A 20085-nucleotide genomic window follows, 5' to 3' on the forward strand; every position below is an offset into this window, starting at 1 on the left:
ACGCGACCGGTTACGCTCCGCCGGGACGCAGGGATGGAAGGGGCCGCGAGTGACCGCTGAGGCCGTAGCAGCAGGCCCGGGCGCGGGCGTGGCAGCCGACGGGGAACGCCCGTTGCGCATCGCCCTCCTCACGTACAAGGGGAACCCGTTCTGCGGCGGCCAGGGCGTCTACGTACGGCACCTCTCCCGCGAGCTGGCACGCCTCGGCCACACCGTCGAGGTGATCGGATCCCAGCCGTACCCGGTCCTCGACGCGGTCGGCGAGGGGGTCGCGTTCACCGAGCTGCCCAGCCTCGACCTGTACCGGCAGCCCGACCCGTTCCGCACCCCGGGGCGCGACGAGTACCGCGACTGGATCGACGCCCTCGAGGTCGCCACCATGCGGACCGGCGGCTTCCCCGAGCCGCTCACGTTCTCCCTGCGCGCCCGGCGCCTCCTGTCCTCCCGCCGCGGCGACTTCGACGTCGTCCACGACAACCAGACCCTCGGCTACGGCCTCCTCGCCCCGCTCGGCGCGCCGCTGGTCACCACCGTCCACCACCCCATCACCGTCGACCGGCGGCTGGAGCTGGACGCCGCCCGCGACTGGAAGCGCCGCGCCTCCGTCCGCCGCTGGTACGCCTTCACCCGCATGCAGGGGCGCGTCGCGCGCCGCCTGCCGTCGATCCTCACCGTCTCCGGCTCGTCCCGCCGGGAGATCGTCGAGCACCTGGGCGTGCGCCCCGAGCGCGTCCACGTCGTCCCCATCGGCGCCGACACGGACCTGTGGTCCCCCGACCCGTCCGTCGCCGAGGTGCCCGGCCGCATCGTCACCACCTCCAGCGCCGACGTCCCCCTCAAGGGCCTCGTGCACCTGGTCGAGGCGCTCGCCGAGCTGCGCGCCGAGGTGCCCGGCGCCCACCTGGTCGTCGTCGGCAGGCGCGCCGAGGACGGCCCCGTCGCCCGCGCCATCGAGCGGTACGGCCTCGACGGCGCGGTCCGGTTCGTCAAGGGCGTCAGCGACGCCGAGCTCGTCGACCTGGTGCGCGGCGCCCAGGTCGCCTGCGTCCCCTCCCTCTACGAGGGGTTCTCGCTCCCGGCCGCCGAGGCCATGGCCACCGGCACACCCCTCGTCGCCACCACCGGCGGTGCCATCCCGGAGGTCGCCGGGCCGGACGGCGAGACGTGCCTGGCCGTACCACCCGGCGACGCCGGCGCCCTGGCCGCCGCGCTCGGCCGCCTCCTCGGCCCCGGCGGCGCCGGGCTGCGGGCCCGCCTCGGCGCCGCCGGGCGCGCCCGGGTCCTGGCCCGCTTCACCTGGGCCCGCGCCGCACAGGGCACCGCGGAGCACTACCGCGAGGCCGTCGCCGCGCACGGAGCGCGCCGGTGACGACCGCGCCCCGGGCGCACCGGAGCCCGGTGCCGCCCGCCGCGCGCGGAGCCCGCCGCGGGCCACCGCCCACTGGCAGTGGGCGGACTCCGGGCCCTCCGCGCGCGGAGCCCGCCGATGACGACGACCGCCACCCCCTCGTACCCCCGCCCCCCGCCCCCCGCCACGGACCGTGAAAGCAGGCCCCGCACGTGTTGACCGTCGACTTCACCCGCTTCCCGCTCGCCCCCGGCGACCGCGTGCTCGACCTGGGATGCGGCGCCGGGCGGCACGCGTTCGAGTGCTACCGGCGCGGAGCGCGGGTCGTGGCCCTCGACCGGAACGGCGAGGAGGTCCGCGAGGTCGCCAAGTGGTTCGCCGCGATGGAGGAGGCCGGTGAGGCACCGGCCGGCGCCACCGCCACCGCGGTGGAGGGCGACGCCCTCGGGCTGCCGTTCCCCGACGCCTCGTTCGACGTGGTGATCGTCTCCGAGGTGATGGAGCACGTCCCCGACGACGAGGGCCTCCTCGCCGAGATGGTCCGGGTCCTCAAGCCGGGCGGCCGCATCGCCGTCACCGTCCCCCGCCACGGGCCGGAGAAGATCTGCTGGGCGCTGTCCGACGCCTACCACGAGGTCGAGGGCGGCCACATCCGCATCTACCGGGCCGACGAGCTCCTCGGCAAGGTCCGCGCGGCCGGCCTCCGCCCGTACGGCACCCACCACGCGCACGCCCTGCACTCCCCGTACTGGTGGCTGAAGTGCGCGTTCGGCGTCGACAACGACGAGGCGCTGCCCGTCCGCGCGTACCACAGACTGCTGGTCTGGGACATCATGAAGAAACCCCTCGCCACCCGCCTCGCCGAACGGGTGCTCAACCCGGTCCTCGGCAAGAGCTTCGTGGTGTACGCGACCAAGCCCCACCTCCCGGCGGACGCCGCGCTGTGACGCCGCCCGAGCGCACCGAACACCTCGTCCTGCCCGGCGTGCTGACCGCCGGGCAGGCCGCCGAGACCGTCGCCGGCATCCTCGCCGTCCAGCACGACAGCGGCGCCATCCCCTGGTTCCGCGGCCACCACCTCGACCCGTGGGACCACACCGAGGCCGCCATGGCCCTCGACGCCGCCGGTGAGCACGACGCCGCCGCCCGGGCCTACGACTGGCTCGCCCGCCACCAGAACGCCGACGGCTCCTGGTACGCCGCCTACCACGACGGCGACGCCGGCCGGCCGACGAACCTCGCCCGCGAGACCAACTTCTGCGCGTACGCGGCGGTCGGCGTCTGGCACCACTACCTGGCCACCGGCGACGAGGCGTTCCTCGACCGCATGTGGCCCGCCGTCCGCGCCGCCGTCGGATTCGTCCTCGCCCTCCAGCAGCCCGGCGGGCAGATCGGCTGGAAGCGGGAGGCGGACGGCACGCCCGTCACCGACGCCCTGCTCACCGGCAGCTCCTCCATCCACCACGCCCTGCGCTGCGCCCTCGCCGTCGCCGAGCACCGCGAGGAGCCTCAGCCGGACTGGGAGCTCGCCGCAGGCGCCCTCGCCCACGCCGTCGCCCGCCACCCGGAGCGGTTCCTCGACAAGAGCTGCTACTCGATGGACTGGTACTACCCGGTCCTCGGCGGCGCCGTCACCGGAGCCGCGGCGAAGGAGCGCATCGAGAGCCGCTGGGACGAGTTCGTCGTCCCCGGCCTCGGCGTGCGCTGCGTCGCCCCCAACCCGTGGGTCACCGGCGGCGAGAGCTGCGAACTCGCCCTCACCCTCTGGGCGATGGGGGAGTCCGACCGGGCCGTGGACGTCCTCCGCTCCATCGGCCACCTGCGCGCCGAGGGCGGCCTGTACTGGACCGGGTACGTCTTCGAGGGCGACCGCGCCGTCTGGCCCGCGGAACTCACCACCTGGACGGCGGGCTCGCTGCTCCTGGCGGTCGCCGCGCTCGGCGGCGACGAGGCGACGGCGGCCGTGTTCGGCGGCGAGCGCCTGCCGGCCGGCCTCGCGCCGGACTGCTGCTGACCCCGCGGGGGCGCGGCCACGCGAACGGGCCCGCACACCGCCTTCCGGCGCGGTGTGCGGGCCCGTTCGCGGCGGCGGCGGGTCAGCCGCGCTGGATGCCCGTCGTGTCCTGCAGGACGCCGCGGCGGCCGTCCTGCGTCTGCGCGACCAGGGCCGCGCCACGCTGCTCCACGGCCAGGTACCAGGTGCCCGGCGCCAGTTCGGCGATCGGCGTCGGCGAGCCGTCCTCGGCGTACAGCGGCCGCGCCACCGGCACGGCGAACCAGAACGGGGCGAAGTCGCCGGCCGGCGCGCCCTGCTGGGCCGCGGCGGGGGCGCCCTGCTGCTCCGGCTGCGGCTGCGGATGATGCAGTTCCGCCGGGCCCGGCTGCGGGTGGCCGCCCGCCGGGTAGCCGTAGCCGCCCGTACCGCCGGGCTGGACGCCCGGGTAGCCGTAGCCGGCACCGCCCGTCGCGCCCGGCTGGACGCCGTAGGGCTGGGGGGCCTGCGGGCGCGGAGCGCTCATCAGCGGCGCCTTCAGGGCCGGGACGAGCGGGGAGGCCACCGCGGCCGCGGCGAGCACGATGCTGGCGAGCAGGCCGAGGATCATGCCGGCGCCCGCGGAGTGCCAGTCGATGATCGTCCAGAAGGCCGTCCACAGCGCGAAGACGGTGAAGGCGACGCCGAACTGCCCCAGGTCGAGTCCGGCCACCCTGCGGCCGGGCATGGTCCGCGCCAGGATGATCAGCGCCGCGCCGATGACGCCCGCGAGGAACATGCTCATCAACAGGCCCAGCGTGTCCCAGGCGTTGGGCGTGTCGTAGTTCGAGCAGTCATGCCCGGTGGGGCAGTCGACGCTGCTCAGGCCGAGGAACGAGGCGATGAACAGCACCACCGCTGCTCCGATCACCACGCCATCGCCTCGAGTGAGGGAGCGGATGTTCACGTGAGAAGTCCTTCGTCGGTTCGTGTCGTCTCGGGTGGCGCGAAACACGGGGGGCGCCCCATCGTACGGACGAATGTATCGTCCGCACGGCCCTACCCCAGCAGGTAGGTGCTGATCCCGTTCGCGATGGCTTGGGCGGCCTTCTGTCGCCATGCGGGGTCGGACAGCGAGGCGGCGTCTTGTGGGTGGCGCATGTTGCCGCATTCGATGAACACCTTGGGCGCGGTCGACAGGTTCAGTCCGCCGAGGTCTTCGCGTACGACCAGCCCCGTACCGTCGCCGAGGTAGTCGGCCGGGGTGGAGCCGGTCGTCCGGGTGAACTCGGCCGCGATGTGCTGTCCGAGTCTGCGTGAGGGGGCGACGATCGGTGCCGTGTCGGCTGTACCTGCTTTGACCAGGCCCGGGACGATCACGTGGTGGCCTCGGCCGCCGGTGGTCGATCCGTCGGCGTGGATGGAGACGACGGCGTGGGCGCCTCTGCCGTCGTCTGCTTCGTTGCCGATGCGGGCGCGTTGGTCGATGCACGGGCCGAAGGGTCGGTCGGCGTCGTGGGTCAGTCGTACCGTCGCTCCCAGGCGTCGGAGGATCGTGCGGAGCCGGTGGGAGACGTCGAGGGTGAACGCGGCCTCGGTGTAGCCGTCCCGGGTGGAAGTGCCGGTGGTGTCGCACTCCTTGTGGTTGGTCCCGATGTCCACCTTCTCGTTGATTTCCGAGGGGTGTTGAAAGTTCCCCGGATTGTGACCCGGGTCGATCACGACCACCCGGCCGGCGAGCGGCGCGGACACGGGCGCACCGGTCGGAGCGGGCCTACCGGCCGGGCCGGACACACGGGTCGGAGCGGGGTCGCCACCGGGGGCGCGGCCGTCCTCGGGCGGCCCGCCGGACACCGCCCCCGTGACGGCCCGCCCACCGGCGAGCAGGGCGGCCGCGGCGAGCGGCACGGCGGCCGTCAGGGCGGCCCTCCGGAGGCGGGTGCGCTTCCGCGCGTCGTCGTCGTCCACGCGGGTGAGCCTAAGCGGTGCCGGGCGTCCCGGTCCGGACCGCGGGGGCCGTCCGGCGCAGCACCCGGAGCGAGTCCGTCGCGGACACCTCGGCGAAGGCCCCCGACTTCAGCGCCCGCCGGTAGATCCGGTACGGCGCCTGCCCGCCGTCCGCCGGGTCGGGGAACACGTCGTGGATGACGAGCAGCCCGCCCGCCGCGACGCGCGGCGCCCACCCCTCGTAGTCGTTCGCGGCGTGCTCGTCGGTGTGCCCGCCGTCGACGAAGACCAGCCCCACCTGCCCGGCCCACACCCGGGCCACCTGCGGCGACCGGCCGACCACGGCGATGACGTGCTCCTCGAGTCCGGCGGCGTGCAGGGTGCGGCGGAACGTCGGCAGGGTGTCCATCAGCCCCACCTCGGGGTCCACGACGGACGGGTCGTGGTACTCCCAGCCCGGCTGCTGCTCCTCGCTGCCCCGGTGGTGGTCGACCGTGACGGCGACGGTGCCGGCCGCCCGGGCCGCGTCGGCCAGCAGGATCGTGGAGCGCCCGCAGTACGTGCCGACCTCCAGCAGCGGGAGTCCGAGCCGCCCCGCCTCGACGGCCGCCGCGTACAGCGCGAGCCCCTCCCGCACGGGCATGAACCCCTTGGCCGCCTCGAACGCCGCGAGCACCTCCGGCGACGGCGTCGGCTCCGGCGTCGGCGACGGTGTCGGCTCCGGGCTCTGCTGCGGTGGCTGCGGCGTGGGTGCGGCGCTCATGGTGCGGGGTCCTCCGGGTCGTACGGGCTGGCGGGAGGCCATCGTCCCCCACCTCCACCGCCCCGGCGGCCCCGCCCCGCCCCGGCCCGGCCCGTCATGACGGCGCGGCCCGCGCCGCCCCGTCATGGCGGGTGCGCCCCGCCGCGGGGCACCGGCCGGGACGCGCTCCCCGGCGGACCCGCGCGCCGGGGACGGCGGGGCGGGCCGCGGTTCCCCGTCCGCGCCGCGCCGCCCCGTCCGCGCCGCCCCGGCTCGTCGCGGTGGGGCGGACGCCTCGGCCTCCACCCGGGGAGCACCCCCGCACACCGCCCCCGCACACCGCCTCCGGAACCGGCCGGCCGGGCCGTGGGACGACGGCCCCCGAAGCTCGGGGACCGGCGCCCCCGCTCTCTCCGGCGGGGCCGGGAATGTACGGGGTGATGCCCGGGTGCGACCATGACGGGCATGGCTCAGCCCCGTACCGCCGTCCCCGCCGCCCCCGCCGTCCGCCCCGAACCGCCCGACCGCCCCTGGGCGGTGGTCCTCGCCGCCTGCGCGGGCACGTTCCTCGTCGTGCTCGACGTGTCCGTCGTGAACGTCGCCCTGCCGTCGATGCGCGCCGACCTCGGCCTGTCCGCGACGGCGCTGCAGTGGGTGGTGAACGCGTACTCCATAGCCTTCTCCGGGTTCATGCTGCTCGGCGGGCGGGCCGCCGACCTGTTCGGGCGGAAGCGGATGTTCCTGCTGGGCCTGGCGGTGTTCACCGTCGCGTCCGCCGCGGGCGGACTGGCCGAGGAGGGCTGGCAGTTGCTCGCCGCGCGCGCCGCGCAGGGACTGGGCGCGGCCGTGCTCTCCCCGGCGACGCTGACCATCGTCACCGGCGCCGTGCCGGAGGGCCCCGCCCGGACGCGGGCCATCAGCACGTGGTCGGCGGTCGGCGCGGGCGGCGGCGCGGCGGGCGGCCTCGTCGGCGGCCTCCTCACGGACCTGCTGGGCTGGCGCTGGGTCCTGCTGGTCAACGTCCCGGTCGGGGTCCTCGTGCTGGCCGCCGGCGCCCTGTGGGTGAAGGAGGCCCGTACGGGCGCCGGGCGCCGCCTGGACCTGCCGGGCGCGCTCCTGGTGACCACCGGGCTCGCGGCGTTCGCGTACGCGGTGGTGCAGACCGAGCGGGCCGGCTGGACGGAGGCCCGGACGCTGGTGCCGCTGCTCGGCGGGGCGGCGCTGCTGGCCTCGTTCGTGGCGGTGGAGTCCCGGATCCGTGAACCGCTCGTGCCGCTGAAGGTGTTCCGGGCGCGGGCGGTCTCGGCGGCGAACGTCGCGCTGTTCGTCATCGGCTCGGCGACCTTCTCCTCCTGGTTCTTCCTGACGGTGTACGCGCAGAACGTCCTCGGCTACAGCCCTCTGGAGGCCGGGCTCGCCCTGATGCCCAGCTCGGTCGGGATCGTCGCCGGCGCCAAGCTGGCGCCGCGCCTGATACCCCGGGTCGGCGCGCGGAACCTCGCGGTGGGCGGCGCGCTGACCACCGCGGCCGGCTTCGCCTGGCAGTCGCTGATGGACGCGGACGGCGCGTACGCCACGGACCTCCTGGGCCCCGGGGTCGTGATGATGACGGGCGTCGGGCTGATCCTCACACCGCTCGCCGCGATGGCCACCTCCGGCGCCGCACCGGGCGACGCGGGCCTCGTGTCGGGCCTGGTCAACACCTCCCGCACGATGGGCGGCGCGGTCGGCCTGGCCGTCCTGTCGACCGTCGCCGCCTCCGGCGCGGCGGGGGCCGCCACTCCGCAGGCCCTCACCACCGGGTACGCCCTCGCCTTCCGCACCGGCGCGGGCGTCCTCCTCGCGGCGGCCGTGCTGATGCTCCTGTGGCTGCCGCGCCCGGCCCCCGCCGCCCCGGCGGCGGGCGGGACGGCGCGCGACGGCGCCTGAGGGAAACAGTGTTGCGCCCCCTCGCCGAGCCGTGCCAGGGTGCCCGGGTCCGGCACCACGCGCGTCCTCACACCAAGGGACTGAAGCCCATGACTGCAGCGTCCACCAGCGGCCGCCGTCGGCACTGACCGTTTCCCCACGGCGGCCCCACGTCGCGGTGGCGCGCATCCGCGCGCACCGGTTCACCGGCATCTTCACGTGAGGTCGCTCCACCGTGGACACAGACGTCCAAAGCTTCGCCGTCACCCACCTCCGCCGCCGCCCCGTGGTCGTCGAGACCGGGGGTTTCGTCATCGGCGTCGACCCCGGCACCACCAGCCCGTACCTCAACTACGCCACCCCGCTGCCCGGCGCGCGCCCCACGGCCCGCGACGTCGCCGCGCTCGTCGCGGCCTTCCGGGGGCGCGGGCTCACGCCCCGGCTGGAGTTCGCGCCGGGCGCCGCCCCGGAGGCGGCGCCCGCCCTGCGCGAGGCCGGGTTCGCGACGGAGGCGGTGCACGAGTACCTGGTGTGCACACCGGACACGTTCACCCCGCCGCCGCCCTCCGCACCCCCGGCGAGGACCCCCTCGACGGACGCGGAGTACGCGGCGGTCGACGCCGCCCTGTCCGAGGCGTTCGGCGGCGGCCTCCCCCGTCCGCGGAGGGCGCGGCACGGCTGCGCCGCGTCCAGGAGGGCGGCGGCGCCGTGCGTTTCGTCCGGGCCCCGGACGGCGGTGCCGCCGGCGCCGCCACCTGCTCGGCGCCGGCCGCGGGCACCGCCGAGGCCGCGGGCGTGGGCACCCGGCCCGCCTTCCGCGGACGCGGCGTCGCCGGTGCGGTCACCGCGTCCGTCACCGGGGCGCTGCTCGGTGCGGGCGCCCGCTCGGTGTGGCTGGAGTACTCGGGCGAGGGGCCCGGGCGCGTGTACGAACGCGTCGGCTACCGCCCCCGGGGCACCCGCCTGTACCTGGTCCTGCCGGACTGACCGGCGTTCCCGGGACCCCCGCGCCATGCGCCCCGGGACCCCCGCGCCATGCGCCCCGGGACCCCCGCGCCATGCGCCCCGGGACCCCCGCGCCATGCGCCCCGGGAACGCCGAGGGCCGCCCCGGAACCCGGGGCGGCCCTCCTCCCGTCCTGCGGCGGCGGGCGTTACGCCACGCCGCCCTCACCGGGCTCCCTGCGGTGGCGGCCGTGCGGCCGCGCCGAGGTGTCCTCCGACGGCGCCGGGCCCCCGCGGTGCTTTCCGGAGCCGCCGGCGTCCCCGTGCGCCCGCGTCGCCTGGGTCGTGTCGGTGCTGGCTTCAGGCATGTGGTGAAGTCACCCCGTAATGATCGCTGTTCTCTTGCGACCCGTGAGTCTAATGGGGCATCGCACGCCCCCTGAGGGGCGCCTGCTGCAAGGGCACCGGCCGGCACACCGCCGCGCCGCCCGGGGCGTGGCGCCCTCCTCCGCCCGCGGGGACCCGGGCGCCGGAGGGGGCGCCTCCGGCCCCGGCGCGGCCGCCGCCCCCTCGACGCGCGCCAGTCCGCACGGCACCCAGGCGTTCGCGTACGGCAGCGCCAGGGCCCCGTCCCGCGTCCACCGCCCGGCGCCCGGGAACCAGCCTTCCGGCGCGGGGAGTTGCAGCAGGCGCCGCGCCGAAGGACGCCACACCCCCACCCGGCTCCCGGCCGCCGTGTCGACGCGCAGCGCCACCGCGCACGCCTCCGGCGTCAGCACCTGCCCGGACTGCACCGCGAACGGCGTCAGCACCGCGTCCACCGATCGCAGGGACTCCGGGAACCGCACCGGCCGGGTGCTGCCCAGCACCCCCAGCCGAGCCGTTCGCGCCCCGGCGACGGCGCGTCCGAGCGGATCAGCAGCAGCCCGCTGTCCGGGTCGGCCAGGACCAGCCGGTCCCGGCTCCCCTCCGTGAGCTGCAGCAGGGGCGTGACCTCCCCGCCCCGCCACAGGTCCACCGCGACGGTCTTCACCGGGCCGCCGTCCGCCGTCCGGTCCAGCGCGAGCAGCCGCCCGTCCCGGTCCAGCCACACCCCGCCCGAGCAGTGGCCCCGGACCTCGGCGACGTGCTCCGGCCCGCGGACGCCGCCCGCCACCCGCCAGACACGCGTCGAACGCCCGCCCACCGCCAGCGCGTACGCGCCCACCCCGTCCGGGGCGGGCGGCAGTAGCCGCACCGACTCCGCCTCGACCGCCCCGAGCGGCAGCTCGCCCGTCTGCGGGCCCGTCGGGTACAGCAGCGAGAACGCGCACCTCCCGGAGACCCTGCGGGCGATGAGCACCCGGCCGTCCGCGAGCGGCAGCAGTTGGGCGTGCGGGTCCTCGGGCTGCCCGAGCGGCAGCGGTACGGCGTACGGCTCCGGCCCGTCGAGCGTCCAGCGCTCGGGGAACAGCGCTTCGCCGTCGCCGGCCAGCCGGGCCGCGTAGGAGCCGTCCGCGGCGATCGTGAACCCCGTTCCGCCGGCCGCGGCGCCGCCGTTCCGGGGGGTGGCCGCGATGGCACAGGCTGTCATGGTTCGTCACCTCCGGCCACCGACGCTAGTTTTCACATCTCCACCCGAACGGTGCGAGACCGTCTGTTTCACACATAAGGGTGGCCCTCCCGGGGTTCGCCTGTGACGAAGGGGGCCGGTGTGCTGGCCGGGGCCCCGGAGGCGACCCGGTCGGAGCCGGGACCCGGCGCCCCGCGCGCCACGCCCCGCGCGCCACGCCCCGCCCCGCCACGCCCCGCCGGGGACGGGAACGGGAACGGGGACAGGAACGGGGACGGGAACGGGGAGGAGACGGGGCGGGGGAGCAGGGCGGGAGGCCGCCGGCCGGACGGCGGACGCCCCGGACGGGACCCGGTGCCCCGCCTCGTCCGGCCGCGTGGGCGTCCCGCCTCGTCCGGCCGCGTGGGTGCCCCGCCTCGTCCGGCCGTCCGGCCGCGTGGGCGTCCGACCGGGCCGGACCGGGGCGCCCGACGAGCGTCCCGGCGGGGCGCCCGGTGAGCATCCCGGCGGGGCGCGCGGGACCGGTCGCCCGCCGCCCGCCCCGGCGCGGGCCCGCCGTCCGCCGTCCGGTCCGCCCCGGGGCGGGGGGCGGCACCCACCGGGGCGGTCGCGCCCGTTGGGGTTGCGGGTAGCCTTGGGGGCGTGCCACGCCTCACCGAAGTCCTCGCCGAGCTCGACGCCCTCTGGCCCCCGAGCGGGCCGAAGGGTGGGACGCCGTCGGCACGGTCTGCGGCGACCCCGACGCCGAGGTCGACCGGGTCCTCTTCGCCGTCGACCCCGTCCGGGAGGTCGCCGAGGAGGCGGTCCGGATCGGCGCGCAGCTCGTCGTCACCCACCACCCCCTCTACCTCCGCGGGACGACGACCGTCGCGGCCTCCCACTTCAAGGGGCGCGTCGTGCACACCCTCATCAAGCACGACATCGCCCTGCACGTCGCGCACACCAACGCCGACACCGCGGACCCCGGCGTCTCCGACGCCCTCGCGGGCGCTCTCGGGCTGCGCGTGCTCGGCCCCCTCGTACCCGACGACGGCCTCGGCCGGATCTGCGAGGTGGACCCCCCGGAGACCCTCCGCGCCTTCGCCGCCCGCGCCGCCGAGCGGCTGCCCGCCACCGCCCAGGGCGTCCGCGTCGCGGGCGACCTCGACGCGACGGTCCGCAGGGTCGCCGTCAGCGGCGGCTCCGGCGACGGCCTGTTCGACGCCGTGCGCGCGGCGGGCGTCGACGCGTTCCTCACCGCCGACCTGCGCCACCACCCGGCCTCCGAGGCCGTCCAGCACTCCCCGGTCGGCCTCGTCGACGCGGCCCACTGGGCCACCGAGTGGCCCTGGTGCGAACTGGCCGCCGCCCAGCTCGACGAGATCTCCGACCGGCACGGCTGGAACCTGCGGGTGCACGTCTCGAAGACGGTCACCGACCCGTGGGCAGCCCACCACACGTCCCCCTCCGCTCACCACACCTCCCCTGGAGCCCCCAACTGAACGCCGCGCCCGCCGACCAGATCCGACTCCTCGACGTCCAGGCCCTCGACACGCGCCTGTCGCAGCTCGCCCACAAGCGCAGGACCCTGCCCGAGCACGCCGAGATCGAGTCGCTGACCCGGGACCTCGCCCAGCTGCGGGACCTGCTCGTCGCCGCGCAGACGGAGGAGGGCGACTGCGCCCGTGAGCAGAAGAAGGCGGAGCAGGACGTGGACCAGGTCCGCCAGCGCGCGGTCCGCGACCAGCAGCGGCTCGACTCGGGCGCCGTCACCTCCCCGAAGGACCTGGAGAGCCTCCAGAAGGAGCTCGTCTCCCTGTCCAAGCGCCAGGGCGACCTGGAGGACGTCGTCCTGGAGGTCATGGAGCGCCGCGAGTCCGCGCAGGAGCGGGTGGAGGAGCTGACCGGCCGGGTCGCCTCCGTCCAGGCGAAGGTCGACGACGCGACGGCCCGCCGCGACCGGGCGCAGGGCGAGCTGGACGCCGAGGCGGCGGCGGTCGCCAAGGAGCGGGAGCTGGTGGCCGGTTCCGTGTCGGCGGACCTGATGAGGCTGTACGAGAAGATCCGCGGCCAGCAGGGCGGGGTGGGCGCGGCCCGCCTGTACCAGCGCCGCTGCGAGGGCTGCCACATCGAGCTGAACATCACCGAGCTGAACGACGTCCGGTCCGCCGCGGCCGACGCCGTCGTGCGGTGCGAGAACTGCCGCCGCGTCCTGGTCCGCACGGCGGAGTCCGGCCTGTAATGAGCGGTGGGTCGCGGCTGCGCGAGCTGATCGTCGAGGCCGACGGCGGCTCGCGGGGCAACCCGGGCCCCGCCGGGTACGGTGCGGTGGTCCTGGACCCGGTGTCGGGCGAGGCCCTGGCGGAGGCGGCCGAGTACATCGGCGTGGCCACCAACAACGTCGCCGAGTACAAGGGCCTCCTCGCCGGGCTGCGCGCCGCCCGCGAACTGGCGCCGGACGCGTCGGTGCGGGTGCGGATGGACTCCAAGCTGGTCGTCGAGCAGATGTCCGGACGCTGGAGGATCAAGCACCCGGACATGAAGCCGCTCGCCGCGGAGGCCGCCCGCGTCTTCCCGCCGGGGCGGGTCTCGTACGAGTGGATCCCGCGCGAGCGCAACAAGCACGCGGACCGCCTCGCCAACGAGGCGATGGACGCGGGCCGCGAGGGCCGGCGGTGGCGGCCGTCCACGTCCCGCGCCGCCCTCGGCGAGGGTGCGGCCCGTGTGGTCGGCGACGCGGCGGCGGGCGCGGCGAGGGCCCGCGCGGCCCTGGCCCGCACGGCGAAGCCGACCGGGGTGGAGCCCCCCGCGCCGGCCGCGCGGCCGGGTGGGGCCGGTGCGGACCGTCCGGCGCCCGGCGGCACCGCACCGTCCGGCACGACCGCCGCCCGCGGGACCGCCGCGTCCCACGGGGACGTCGCGCCGCACGGGTCCGCCGTGCCGCAGGAGTCCGCCGCCCTCGCCGGGGAGTACGCCGTGCCCGCCGGAGGGGCCGCCGTGCCGGGCGGGGCCGCCGCACCCGTCGGGGACTCCGCCGCGTCCGGCGCCCCGCAGCCCGGCGACAGTCCCTCCCCGGCCGCCGCCGCGCCCGCGCCCTCCGCCGGTGGCGGGGCCGCGGCGACGCCCGCCACGCCGTCCGTGGGATGGGCCGCGCCCGCCGATCTCGGGGCGCCCGCCACCTTCGTCCTACTGCGGCACGGGGAGACCGCGCTCACACCGGAGAAGCGGTTCTCCGGCAGCGGCGGCACGGACCCCGAACTGTCGCCCGCCGGACGCCGCCAGGCCGAAGCCGCCGCGGCCGCCCTCGCCGCGCGCGGCACCGTGCAGGAGGTCGTCTCCTCCCCGCTGCTGCGCTGCCGCCAGACCGCGCTCACCGTCGCCGGACGCCTGGGCCTCGACGTGCGGATCGAGGACGGGCTGCGCGAGACGGACTTCGGGGCGTGGGAGGGCCTGACCTTCGCCGAGGTCCGGGAGCGCTACCCGGACGACCTGGACGCCTGGCTCGCCTCCCCGAAGGCCGCGCCTCCGGGCGGCGAGTCGTTCGCGGCCGTGTCCCGCCGGGTCGCCGCCGTCCGGGACCGGCTGACGGAGCGCTACGCGGGCCGCACGGTCCTGCTGGTGACCCACGTGACGCCGATCAAGACGCTGGTGCGGCTGGCGCTGGGCGCCCCGCCGGAGGCGCTGTTCCGGATGGAGCTGTCCGCCGCGTCCGTCTCGGCGGTGGCGTACTACCGGGACGGCAACGCCTCGGTACGGCTCCTCAACGACACGTCGCACCTGCGCTGACCCGTTCGCGGGGCCGCCCGGCGGCACGGCGTCGGCGGCGCCCTCACCGGCCGCCGCGGGCCGTACGGGCGCGGACGGCGGTGACTCCGACCCGGTGCCCGCCGCCCGGCCCCGTCCCGGCCCGCCCCGGCACCGGCCCGCCCCGGCACCGGCCTTGCCCGACCCGCCCCGACCCGCCCCGGCCCTGCCCTGCCCCGTCCCGGCCGCCCTCTGCGACGGCCCCGGTTCCGCCCCGGTCCCGGCCCCGCCCGGCCCACCCCTGCACCGCCCCGGCCTGTCCGTGCACAGCACCGCCCCGTCCCGGCCGCCCTCTGCGACGGCCCCGGTTCCGGCACCGCACCGCCACCGTCCGCGACGGCCGCCGCCCCGCCGCCCGCCCGGTCGCCGTTCGCCCCCGCACCGCCCCGCCCCACCGTCCGCGACGGCCGTCGGGCGCCCCGCCGAGGCCCGCCCGGCGGCCGTGCCCCTCAGTGGACCTCGTCCACGAGCACGTCCAGCGACCACGCCCTCCCGGCCCGTTCCGGCGCCTCGCACTCCACCGCGTACCCGAGGTCCCGCAGCGCCTCCACCAGCTCGGCCGGGGTTCCCGGCGCCGCGCCGGCCTCCAGCAGGGCGCGCACCATCCGGCCCTTCGTCGCCTTGTTGAAGTGGCTGACCACCTTCCGGGTCGGCGCGTGCAGCACCCGCACCGTCGCCGTGCGCTCCGCCAGGTCGCCCCCCGGCCTCCACGCCGACGCGTACGCCGCCGACCGCAGGTCCAGCACCGGCCCCTCCCCGGCCACCTCGGGCACGACCTCCGCCATCGGCCCGCGCCAGTACGCGCCGAGCGCCCCCAGCCCCGGCAGCCGCACCCCCATCGAGCAGCGGTACGAGGGGATGGGGTCGTCGATCCGCACCGCGCCCCACAGCCCGGAGAACACCAGCAGCGACGACTCCGCCCGCCTCCGCGCCGCCGCGTCCAGCGTCGCCAGGCCCAGCGCGTCGTACAGGACGCCCGTGTACACCTCGCCGGCCGGGCGGGCCCCGGCGGTCCGCAGCGCGGCGTTCTTCGCGACCTCGCCGCGCAGCCCCTCGCTCAGCCCGAGCACCTCACGCGCCTTCTCCCCGTCGGCGGCGCACAGCTCGACCAGCTCCGCGAGCACGGCGGCCCGCGCCTCCGCCAGCCCCGGCAGGGACAGCGCGTCCGGCTCCAGCGGCGCGCCGCGCCCCGAGGCGGCCTTGCCCTCCGAGGGCGGCAACAGCACGAGCACGGTGGTTCTCCTCACATGCGGACGACGGCGGGGCACGGCCCCGGGCCAGCGTACAAAGTGCCGCACGGCGCCCCGCGTCCTGCGCCCGGCGCGGGCCCCGCCGCAGGCTCCGCTTGACCGGGGCCGCCGAGGAGCGGCCCGCGCCGCCGTACGACGCCGGCCGCGCCCGCGAGGAGCCGGGGCCGGGCGGGACGGCGACCCGGCCGCCGGCACCGTGCACCCGGAGGCCCCGGCCGCGGCGCCCCGGCCGGAGGAGCGGGGGTGCCGCCGCCGGGGGAGCGGCCGGACGTACGGCTCACACGGCCGTGTCCGGGGCGGGGGAAGGCGCTGTTCGCGCCCGCCTGAGCGCGGCGTACAGCGCTCGCGGCTCGTCGGCGTGGAACCGCACGACGCGCACCGGGCGCCGTTTGCCGAGCAGGCCCACGGCCTCGACGGGCTCCGCCAGTTCCAGGACGAGGGAGGTCTGCCCGCCGACCTTGAGGTTCAGTTCGCCGTCGGCCTTCCCGTGGGTGAACAGCGACTGGTGCCGCACGGTGGCGATGGAGCCGAGCGGTACGGCGAGGTCCACGTGGCAGCCCTGCCGCAGCCGCAGCACCCGTCCGTCCAGCAGGTGCGGCCGGGTGACGGAGGCGGCGTGCACGCCCAGCACGAACAGCACCGTGTACACGTCGAGGAGCAGGAACACCTCGTGCACCACGGGCACGTCCCACAGCAGCCAGGACATCCCGACGGCCTCGACGGCGCACACGAACGCGAAGCCGTACATGAGCGCGGCCTGGTCGCGGGCGTGCCCGAACGCCTCGGCGCCCCCGTGCACCCCGTGCCGCCGCCGCCCCGCCCACCGCACCAGGCTCACCATCAGGCCCAGCTCGTGCCCGGCGAGCCGTACGACGGGCTCCGGCACCACCTCGTACAGCGCCTCGCGCGGCGGGAGGCCGTCGCGGCGGGCCCGCCGGTAGACGAGGGCGCCCAGCAGCAGGGCGACGGCGACCACCAGCTCCACCGCGTGCAGCAGGAGCGCGGGCACCGGCACCTCGGCGACGAGGCAGACGGCGAGCACGGCCTCCGCGGGCAGCACGGCGTACCCGAGCGCCCTCGGCAGCCACTTCACCGCCCCTCCTCCGTCCGCCCGCCCCGGCCCGCGCCGGGCGCCCGGTCCGCGTCCGGCGCCCGGTCCGCGTCCCCGGCCGGGTCGGCGTCCGGCGCCCGGCCCGCCCGCTCGGCGGCGAGGCGGAGGGCCCGCCGGACCACCTCGGCCTGGGCGGGTGAGAACTCCGTCAGGAACGCCCCCTCGAAGCCGCCGCCCGCACTCCACGTGCCCGGTCCGGCCTCGGCCACCCGCTCGGCCACCTCGTCGGGCAGCAGCTCCACCAGCAGCGACGCGACGGGACCCACGCGCGGGTCGTCGGCCCCGGCACCGTCCAGCTCGTCGAGCCGCGCGTACAGGTCGTAGGCCCGCTCCATCGCCTCCGGGGAGGCGACCGCGCCCTGCATGGCGGCGACCATCCGCCGCCCCTCCTCGCCGGCGAACGAGGAGTCCATCAGGGCGAGCAGCTCCCGGTCGAGCGCCGCCATCCTGGGTTCGGGCCCGGCGCGCCCGGCGCTGACCCGCGCCATGTCCGCGAACAGCGCGGCCAGCTCCGGGGAGACCGGCCCCTCGGCGGGCAGCCGCCCCTCGCGGGCCTGTTCCAGCAGCTCCGCGAGCCGCTCCCGTCGCGCCCGCACCCCGGCCTCCTGCCGGGCCAGGTCGTCGTCCAGTTCCTCCAGCACCTCGACCAGCTCCCGTCCGGCGTCGTCAGCGAGCACGTCCCGCACCTCGTCCAGGGACAGGCCCAGTTCGGTCAGCCGCCGCACCCGCACCAGCAGGATGGCGTCCCGCAGGGCGTACTCGCGGTAGCCGTTGCCGAGACGGGGCGGTTCGGGCAGCAGCCCGATGTGGTGGTAGTGCCGTACGGCCCGCGTGCTCACGCCGGCGAGCCGGGCGATCTCTCCGATCCTCATGCGACCAGTAGAGACGTTGACGTCGCGACAAGGTCAAGCGCGTGGGCGAGGGGGGAGTACGATGGTCGGCACGGCAGACGAGCCGGGCGGACGGCCGCGTGGGGACCGAAGGGTCCTCCCGAGGAACGTCCGGGCTCCACAGGGCAGGGTGGTGGGTAACGCCCACCCGGGGTGACCCGCGGGACAGTGCCACAGAAAGCAGACCGCCGGGGGCTTCGGCCCCCGGTAAGGGTGAAACGGTGGTGTAAGAGACCACCAGTGCCCAGGGTGACCTGGGCAGCTAGGTAAACCCCACCCGGAGCAAGGCCAAGAGGGGCCGTCGCGAGACGGCCCTGCGCGGACGTTCGAGGGCTGCCCGCCCGAGTCCGCGGGTAGGCCGCACGAGGCCGGCGGCGACGCCGGCCCTAGATGGATGGCCGTCACCCCGACGACCGCGAGGTCCCGGGGTACAGAACCCGGCGTACAGCCCGGCTCGTCTGCCCTCGCCTGCGGCTTCGTCCGGGGAGATCCCTGACGTGTACGGGGCGGCCTTCCGTCTTTCGCGGGGCCTGCCGTGTCGGGCGGCGAAAGCGCTTCGGAAGCGCCTTGAGCAACGCGGGAGTTCCCCGGAGTTCCCCGGGGCGGGCCCTTGAGGTGATCGCGGATCAGCCGGTGCGGCCGGTCGCGGCCGCACCGGGTCGGGGGAAACCGGTACGTGCAGGATCCGCTGTCCCGAGTTCCCGCGTCGACGTCGACGCGTATGTCTCCGGTCACGATCGCGCGGTCCGTGTGCGCCGGGGCCGTGACGGACGACGTCGCTCCACCGGTCGGGCCTCTTGCCACCGGTCCCGGGACCGCCCGGCCGGCCGGGGGCACCCGGGCCGCTGTCCCCGACCGGCGTCGGCGCTACGACGACTTCCCCGCACCGGCGGGAGGTGCCGCGGACAGCCCGCTCCTCGCGCTCGCCGAAGTCCGGGAACGGCTGGACGAGCAGCGCAAGGGCCAGGGGCGCCGCCCGGGGACGGACTCCGGCAGGCCGTGCGGGCCGCGTACGGGGGCAGACGGTCGCGGGCCCGGCGGAGGCGGCCGCGGTGGCCGGCCGGAGGGCACGGACCGGGGAGCCGGACGATGCCGCCGTCCGTGTACGGGAGTTCGCTCGGGCCGGAGCGCCCGTCGACCTCGTGGACGGGCTGACCGAGCGGTTCGCGGGCTCCGCCCGGCGCGCGGGGGCGGACCGGGCGACCTCGGAGCGCGTGGTGCGCGCCGTGTGCCGCTTCGCCCCGGGCTGCCCGTCGGCACGACGGCCTTCGATCCCGGCTGGGGAGGGCGCGGGTACGCCGGGCGGGCGCCCCGCACCGGCGCGTGGCCGTGGCGCGGGGCCCCTCCTCCGCCGGACGGCGCCCCACGGTCACGGGCGCGGGGCGGCTGCGGCCAGCCGTCCCGCGATCCCCTTCAGGGCGGACAGGAGCTGCACGGGCTCGCGGGAGAGGTCGAGGCTGTGCTGGTACAGCCGCACTCCCCGTCCGCCCGGCCCCGCCGTCGTTCCGCGCACCTCGTGGAAGCGCTCGGGCCGCCGTCCGGCCGCGTACACCAGGTGCGCCTCCGGCAGGGAGAGCGCGGTGGCGTACGCCAGCGCCTGGTACAGGTCGGCGTTGAGGAGCCCGTCGGCCTTCTCGACCTTGTACTTGGCGTCGACGACGGCGAGGGGGGTGCGGCCGTCGCCGGTGCGGACGACGAGGTCGGGGCGGATCCGCACGCGACCCGCGACGTCGAGGTGATGGGGGTCCTGGAGGCGCGCGGTCAGGCCGTGCTCCCGCAGGGCCTCCCGCAGGCCGACCGTGACGAAGTCCTCGAACAACGTGTTCATGTCGAGGAGGAAGCCGTCGACGGCGAGCGGTTCGGACCCGGCCGGCCGGTGTTCCGGTGAGGTGCCGCGCAGGACGGCCTCGGCGAGCCGCAGCGCGGGCTGGTAGCGGGAGTTCAGGCGCGACGGCCGCCAACGCGGCAACTCCTGTCCCCGGATCAGCGGCAGCGCGTCGGCGAGACGTGCCCGCTGACGGGCGAGGCGCCGCCGGACGGGGCCGGGAACGCCCGGCAGCCGCAGCAGCCGCTCGACGGCGGCGCGCAGGAGGCGGTTCTCGGCGGTGTCGGCGGTGTACGCGTCGCAGGCGATCTCCACGGGCGGCGTACGGCCGAAGTGCCGCCGGATCTGCTCGGCCTCCCGCAGCCGCCCGCGCACGACCGGCGCGGACTCCTCCACCTCCCGGTACCCCTGGAGGACCCCCCGCCGCAGCGCCGCGTCGATCCGCCGCTCCACCGCGTGCGCGAGCGCGGGCACGACGCCGTCGTACGCTCCCGTGTCGACGGTGCCCTCCCGGTCGCGCCAGGCGCGTGCCGGATCGAGACTGAACCCGAGGAGGAAGAACAGCCGCCTCACCGGGGTCTTGGGCGTGATCCGCACGACCGGGCCGCCGGGCGTCCGCACGGCGCCGACCCGGCTGCCCGCCCGCAGCAGCCAGTGCCCGCCCCGGCCGGGGTCCGGGGCCGCGCTCCGCAGGACGCCGGAGGCGGCGAGGGCCCGTCCCGCCCCGGAGCCCAGCGGGACGGAGACGGCGGGCCCGTACTCGCGCAGCGTCACCTCGGGCACGGGCACGGGCGTGGGCGCGGGCGCGGGCAG

General features: G+C 77.2%; 13 protein-coding genes, 1 other RNA gene and 3 pseudogenes. 9 read left to right on the forward strand and 8 right to left on the reverse strand.

What is annotated here, in order from left to right; genetic code table 11:
• Nucleotides 1–49 precede the first annotated feature (49 nt).
• From LUW75_RS18025 to LUW75_RS18035, 3 genes are all read left to right on the forward strand, one after another.
• Nucleotides 50–1369, forward strand: coding sequence for a glycosyltransferase family 4 protein (locus LUW75_RS18025; RefSeq protein ID WP_250336536.1), 1320 nt, complete (start codon nucleotides 50–52; stop codon nucleotides 1367–1369).
• 191 nt (nucleotides 1370–1560) lie between these two features.
• Entirely contained in the window at nucleotides 1561–2295 is a 735-nt protein-coding gene (locus LUW75_RS18030; RefSeq protein ID WP_250336537.1) for a class I SAM-dependent methyltransferase, read from the forward strand.
• Nucleotides 2292–3362 (forward strand): prenyltransferase/squalene oxidase repeat-containing protein, encoded by a 1071-nt coding sequence (locus LUW75_RS18035; protein WP_250336538.1) that lies wholly within the window; start codon nucleotides 2292–2294, stop codon nucleotides 3360–3362. Before LUW75_RS18030 ends, LUW75_RS18035 begins: the two co-directional genes overlap by 4 nt.
• An 82-nt stretch (nucleotides 3363–3444) precedes the next feature.
• On the opposite strand, the gene LUW75_RS18040 is transcribed toward LUW75_RS18035, so the two are convergent.
• The 3 genes from LUW75_RS18040 to LUW75_RS18050 form a co-directional block, all read right to left on the reverse strand.
• Entirely contained in the window at nucleotides 3445–4287 is an 843-nt protein-coding gene (locus tag LUW75_RS18040) for a DUF5336 domain-containing protein (protein WP_250336539.1), read from the reverse strand.
• A gap of 92 nt (nucleotides 4288–4379) precedes the next feature.
• Complete coding sequence (locus tag LUW75_RS18045; protein WP_250336540.1) at nucleotides 4380–5288, reverse strand: N-acetylmuramoyl-L-alanine amidase family protein; 909 nt, start codon at nucleotides 5286–5288, stop codon at nucleotides 4380–4382.
• A 10-nt stretch (nucleotides 5289–5298) separates the two neighbouring features.
• Nucleotides 5299–5910, reverse strand: coding sequence for a class I SAM-dependent methyltransferase (locus LUW75_RS18050; protein ID WP_250337715.1), 612 nt, complete (start codon nucleotides 5908–5910; stop codon nucleotides 5299–5301).
• Nucleotides 5911–6465: 555 nt separating this feature from the next.
• Here LUW75_RS18050 and LUW75_RS18055 point away from each other — a divergent pair.
• On the forward strand, nucleotides 6466–7938 hold the full coding sequence (locus LUW75_RS18055) for an MFS transporter (RefSeq protein ID WP_250336541.1): 1473 nt from the start codon (nucleotides 6466–6468) through the stop codon (nucleotides 7936–7938).
• Nucleotides 7939–8152: 214 nt separating this feature from the next.
• Nucleotides 8153–8904: pseudogene (locus tag LUW75_RS18060) on the forward strand (GNAT family N-acetyltransferase).
• Nucleotides 8905–9278: 374 nt separating this feature from the next.
• On the opposite strand, the pseudogene LUW75_RS18065 reads toward LUW75_RS18060, so the two are convergent.
• Nucleotides 9279–10434 (reverse strand): annotated as a pseudogene (locus LUW75_RS18065) (hypothetical protein).
• Between the two features lie 621 nt (nucleotides 10435–11055).
• Here LUW75_RS18065 and LUW75_RS18070 point away from each other — a divergent pair.
• The 3 genes and pseudogenes from LUW75_RS18070 to LUW75_RS18080 all read left to right on the forward strand — a co-directional run bounded on the left by LUW75_RS18070 (nucleotide 11056) and on the right by LUW75_RS18080 (nucleotide 14178).
• Nucleotides 11056–11894: pseudogene (locus LUW75_RS18070) on the forward strand (Nif3-like dinuclear metal center hexameric protein).
• Nucleotides 11891–12634 (forward strand): zinc ribbon domain-containing protein, encoded by a 744-nt coding sequence (locus tag LUW75_RS18075; protein ID WP_250337716.1) that lies wholly within the window; start codon nucleotides 11891–11893, stop codon nucleotides 12632–12634. Before LUW75_RS18070 ends, LUW75_RS18075 begins: the two are co-directional and overlap by 4 nt.
• On the forward strand, nucleotides 12634–14178 hold the full coding sequence (locus LUW75_RS18080; protein ID WP_250336542.1) for a bifunctional RNase H/acid phosphatase: 1545 nt from the start codon (nucleotides 12634–12636) through the stop codon (nucleotides 14176–14178). The genes LUW75_RS18075 and LUW75_RS18080 overlap by 1 nt, the downstream gene beginning before the upstream one ends.
• 467 nt (nucleotides 14179–14645) lie before the next feature.
• Here the strand turns inward: LUW75_RS18080 and yaaA are convergent, their stop codons facing one another.
• From yaaA to LUW75_RS18095, 3 genes are all read right to left on the reverse strand, one after another.
• Nucleotides 14646–15428, reverse strand: a complete 783-nt coding sequence (gene yaaA, locus LUW75_RS18085) for a peroxide stress protein YaaA (RefSeq protein ID WP_250336543.1) — start codon at nucleotides 15426–15428, stop codon at nucleotides 14646–14648.
• 295 nt (nucleotides 15429–15723) lie between these two features.
• On the reverse strand, nucleotides 15724–16539 hold the full coding sequence (locus LUW75_RS18090; protein ID WP_250336544.1) for a hypothetical protein: 816 nt from the start codon (nucleotides 16537–16539) through the stop codon (nucleotides 15724–15726).
• Nucleotides 16536–17429 carry a MerR family transcriptional regulator gene (locus LUW75_RS18095; RefSeq protein WP_250336545.1) on the reverse strand — a complete coding sequence of 298 codons (894 nt, stop codon included), beginning with the start codon at nucleotides 17427–17429 and terminating at the stop codon, nucleotides 16536–16538. The genes LUW75_RS18090 and LUW75_RS18095 overlap by 4 nt, the downstream gene beginning before the upstream one ends.
• A gap of 78 nt (nucleotides 17430–17507) precedes the next feature.
• Between LUW75_RS18095 and rnpB the strand changes: the two genes are divergently transcribed.
• Nucleotides 17508–17908: RNase P RNA component class A (rnpB, locus tag LUW75_RS18100), an RNA gene on the forward strand.
• A gap of 908 nt (nucleotides 17909–18816) precedes the next feature.
• Here rnpB and LUW75_RS18105 read toward each other — a convergent pair.
• The gene (locus LUW75_RS18105; RefSeq protein WP_462933802.1) at nucleotides 18817–20085 is read right to left on the reverse strand and encodes an McrC family protein; all 1269 of its coding nucleotides are present in this window, start codon (nucleotides 20083–20085) and stop codon (nucleotides 18817–18819) included.

The sequence above is a fragment of the Streptomyces sp. MRC013 genome, from assembly GCF_023614235.1.
Lineage (GTDB): Bacteria > Actinomycetota > Actinomycetes > Streptomycetales > Streptomycetaceae > Streptomyces.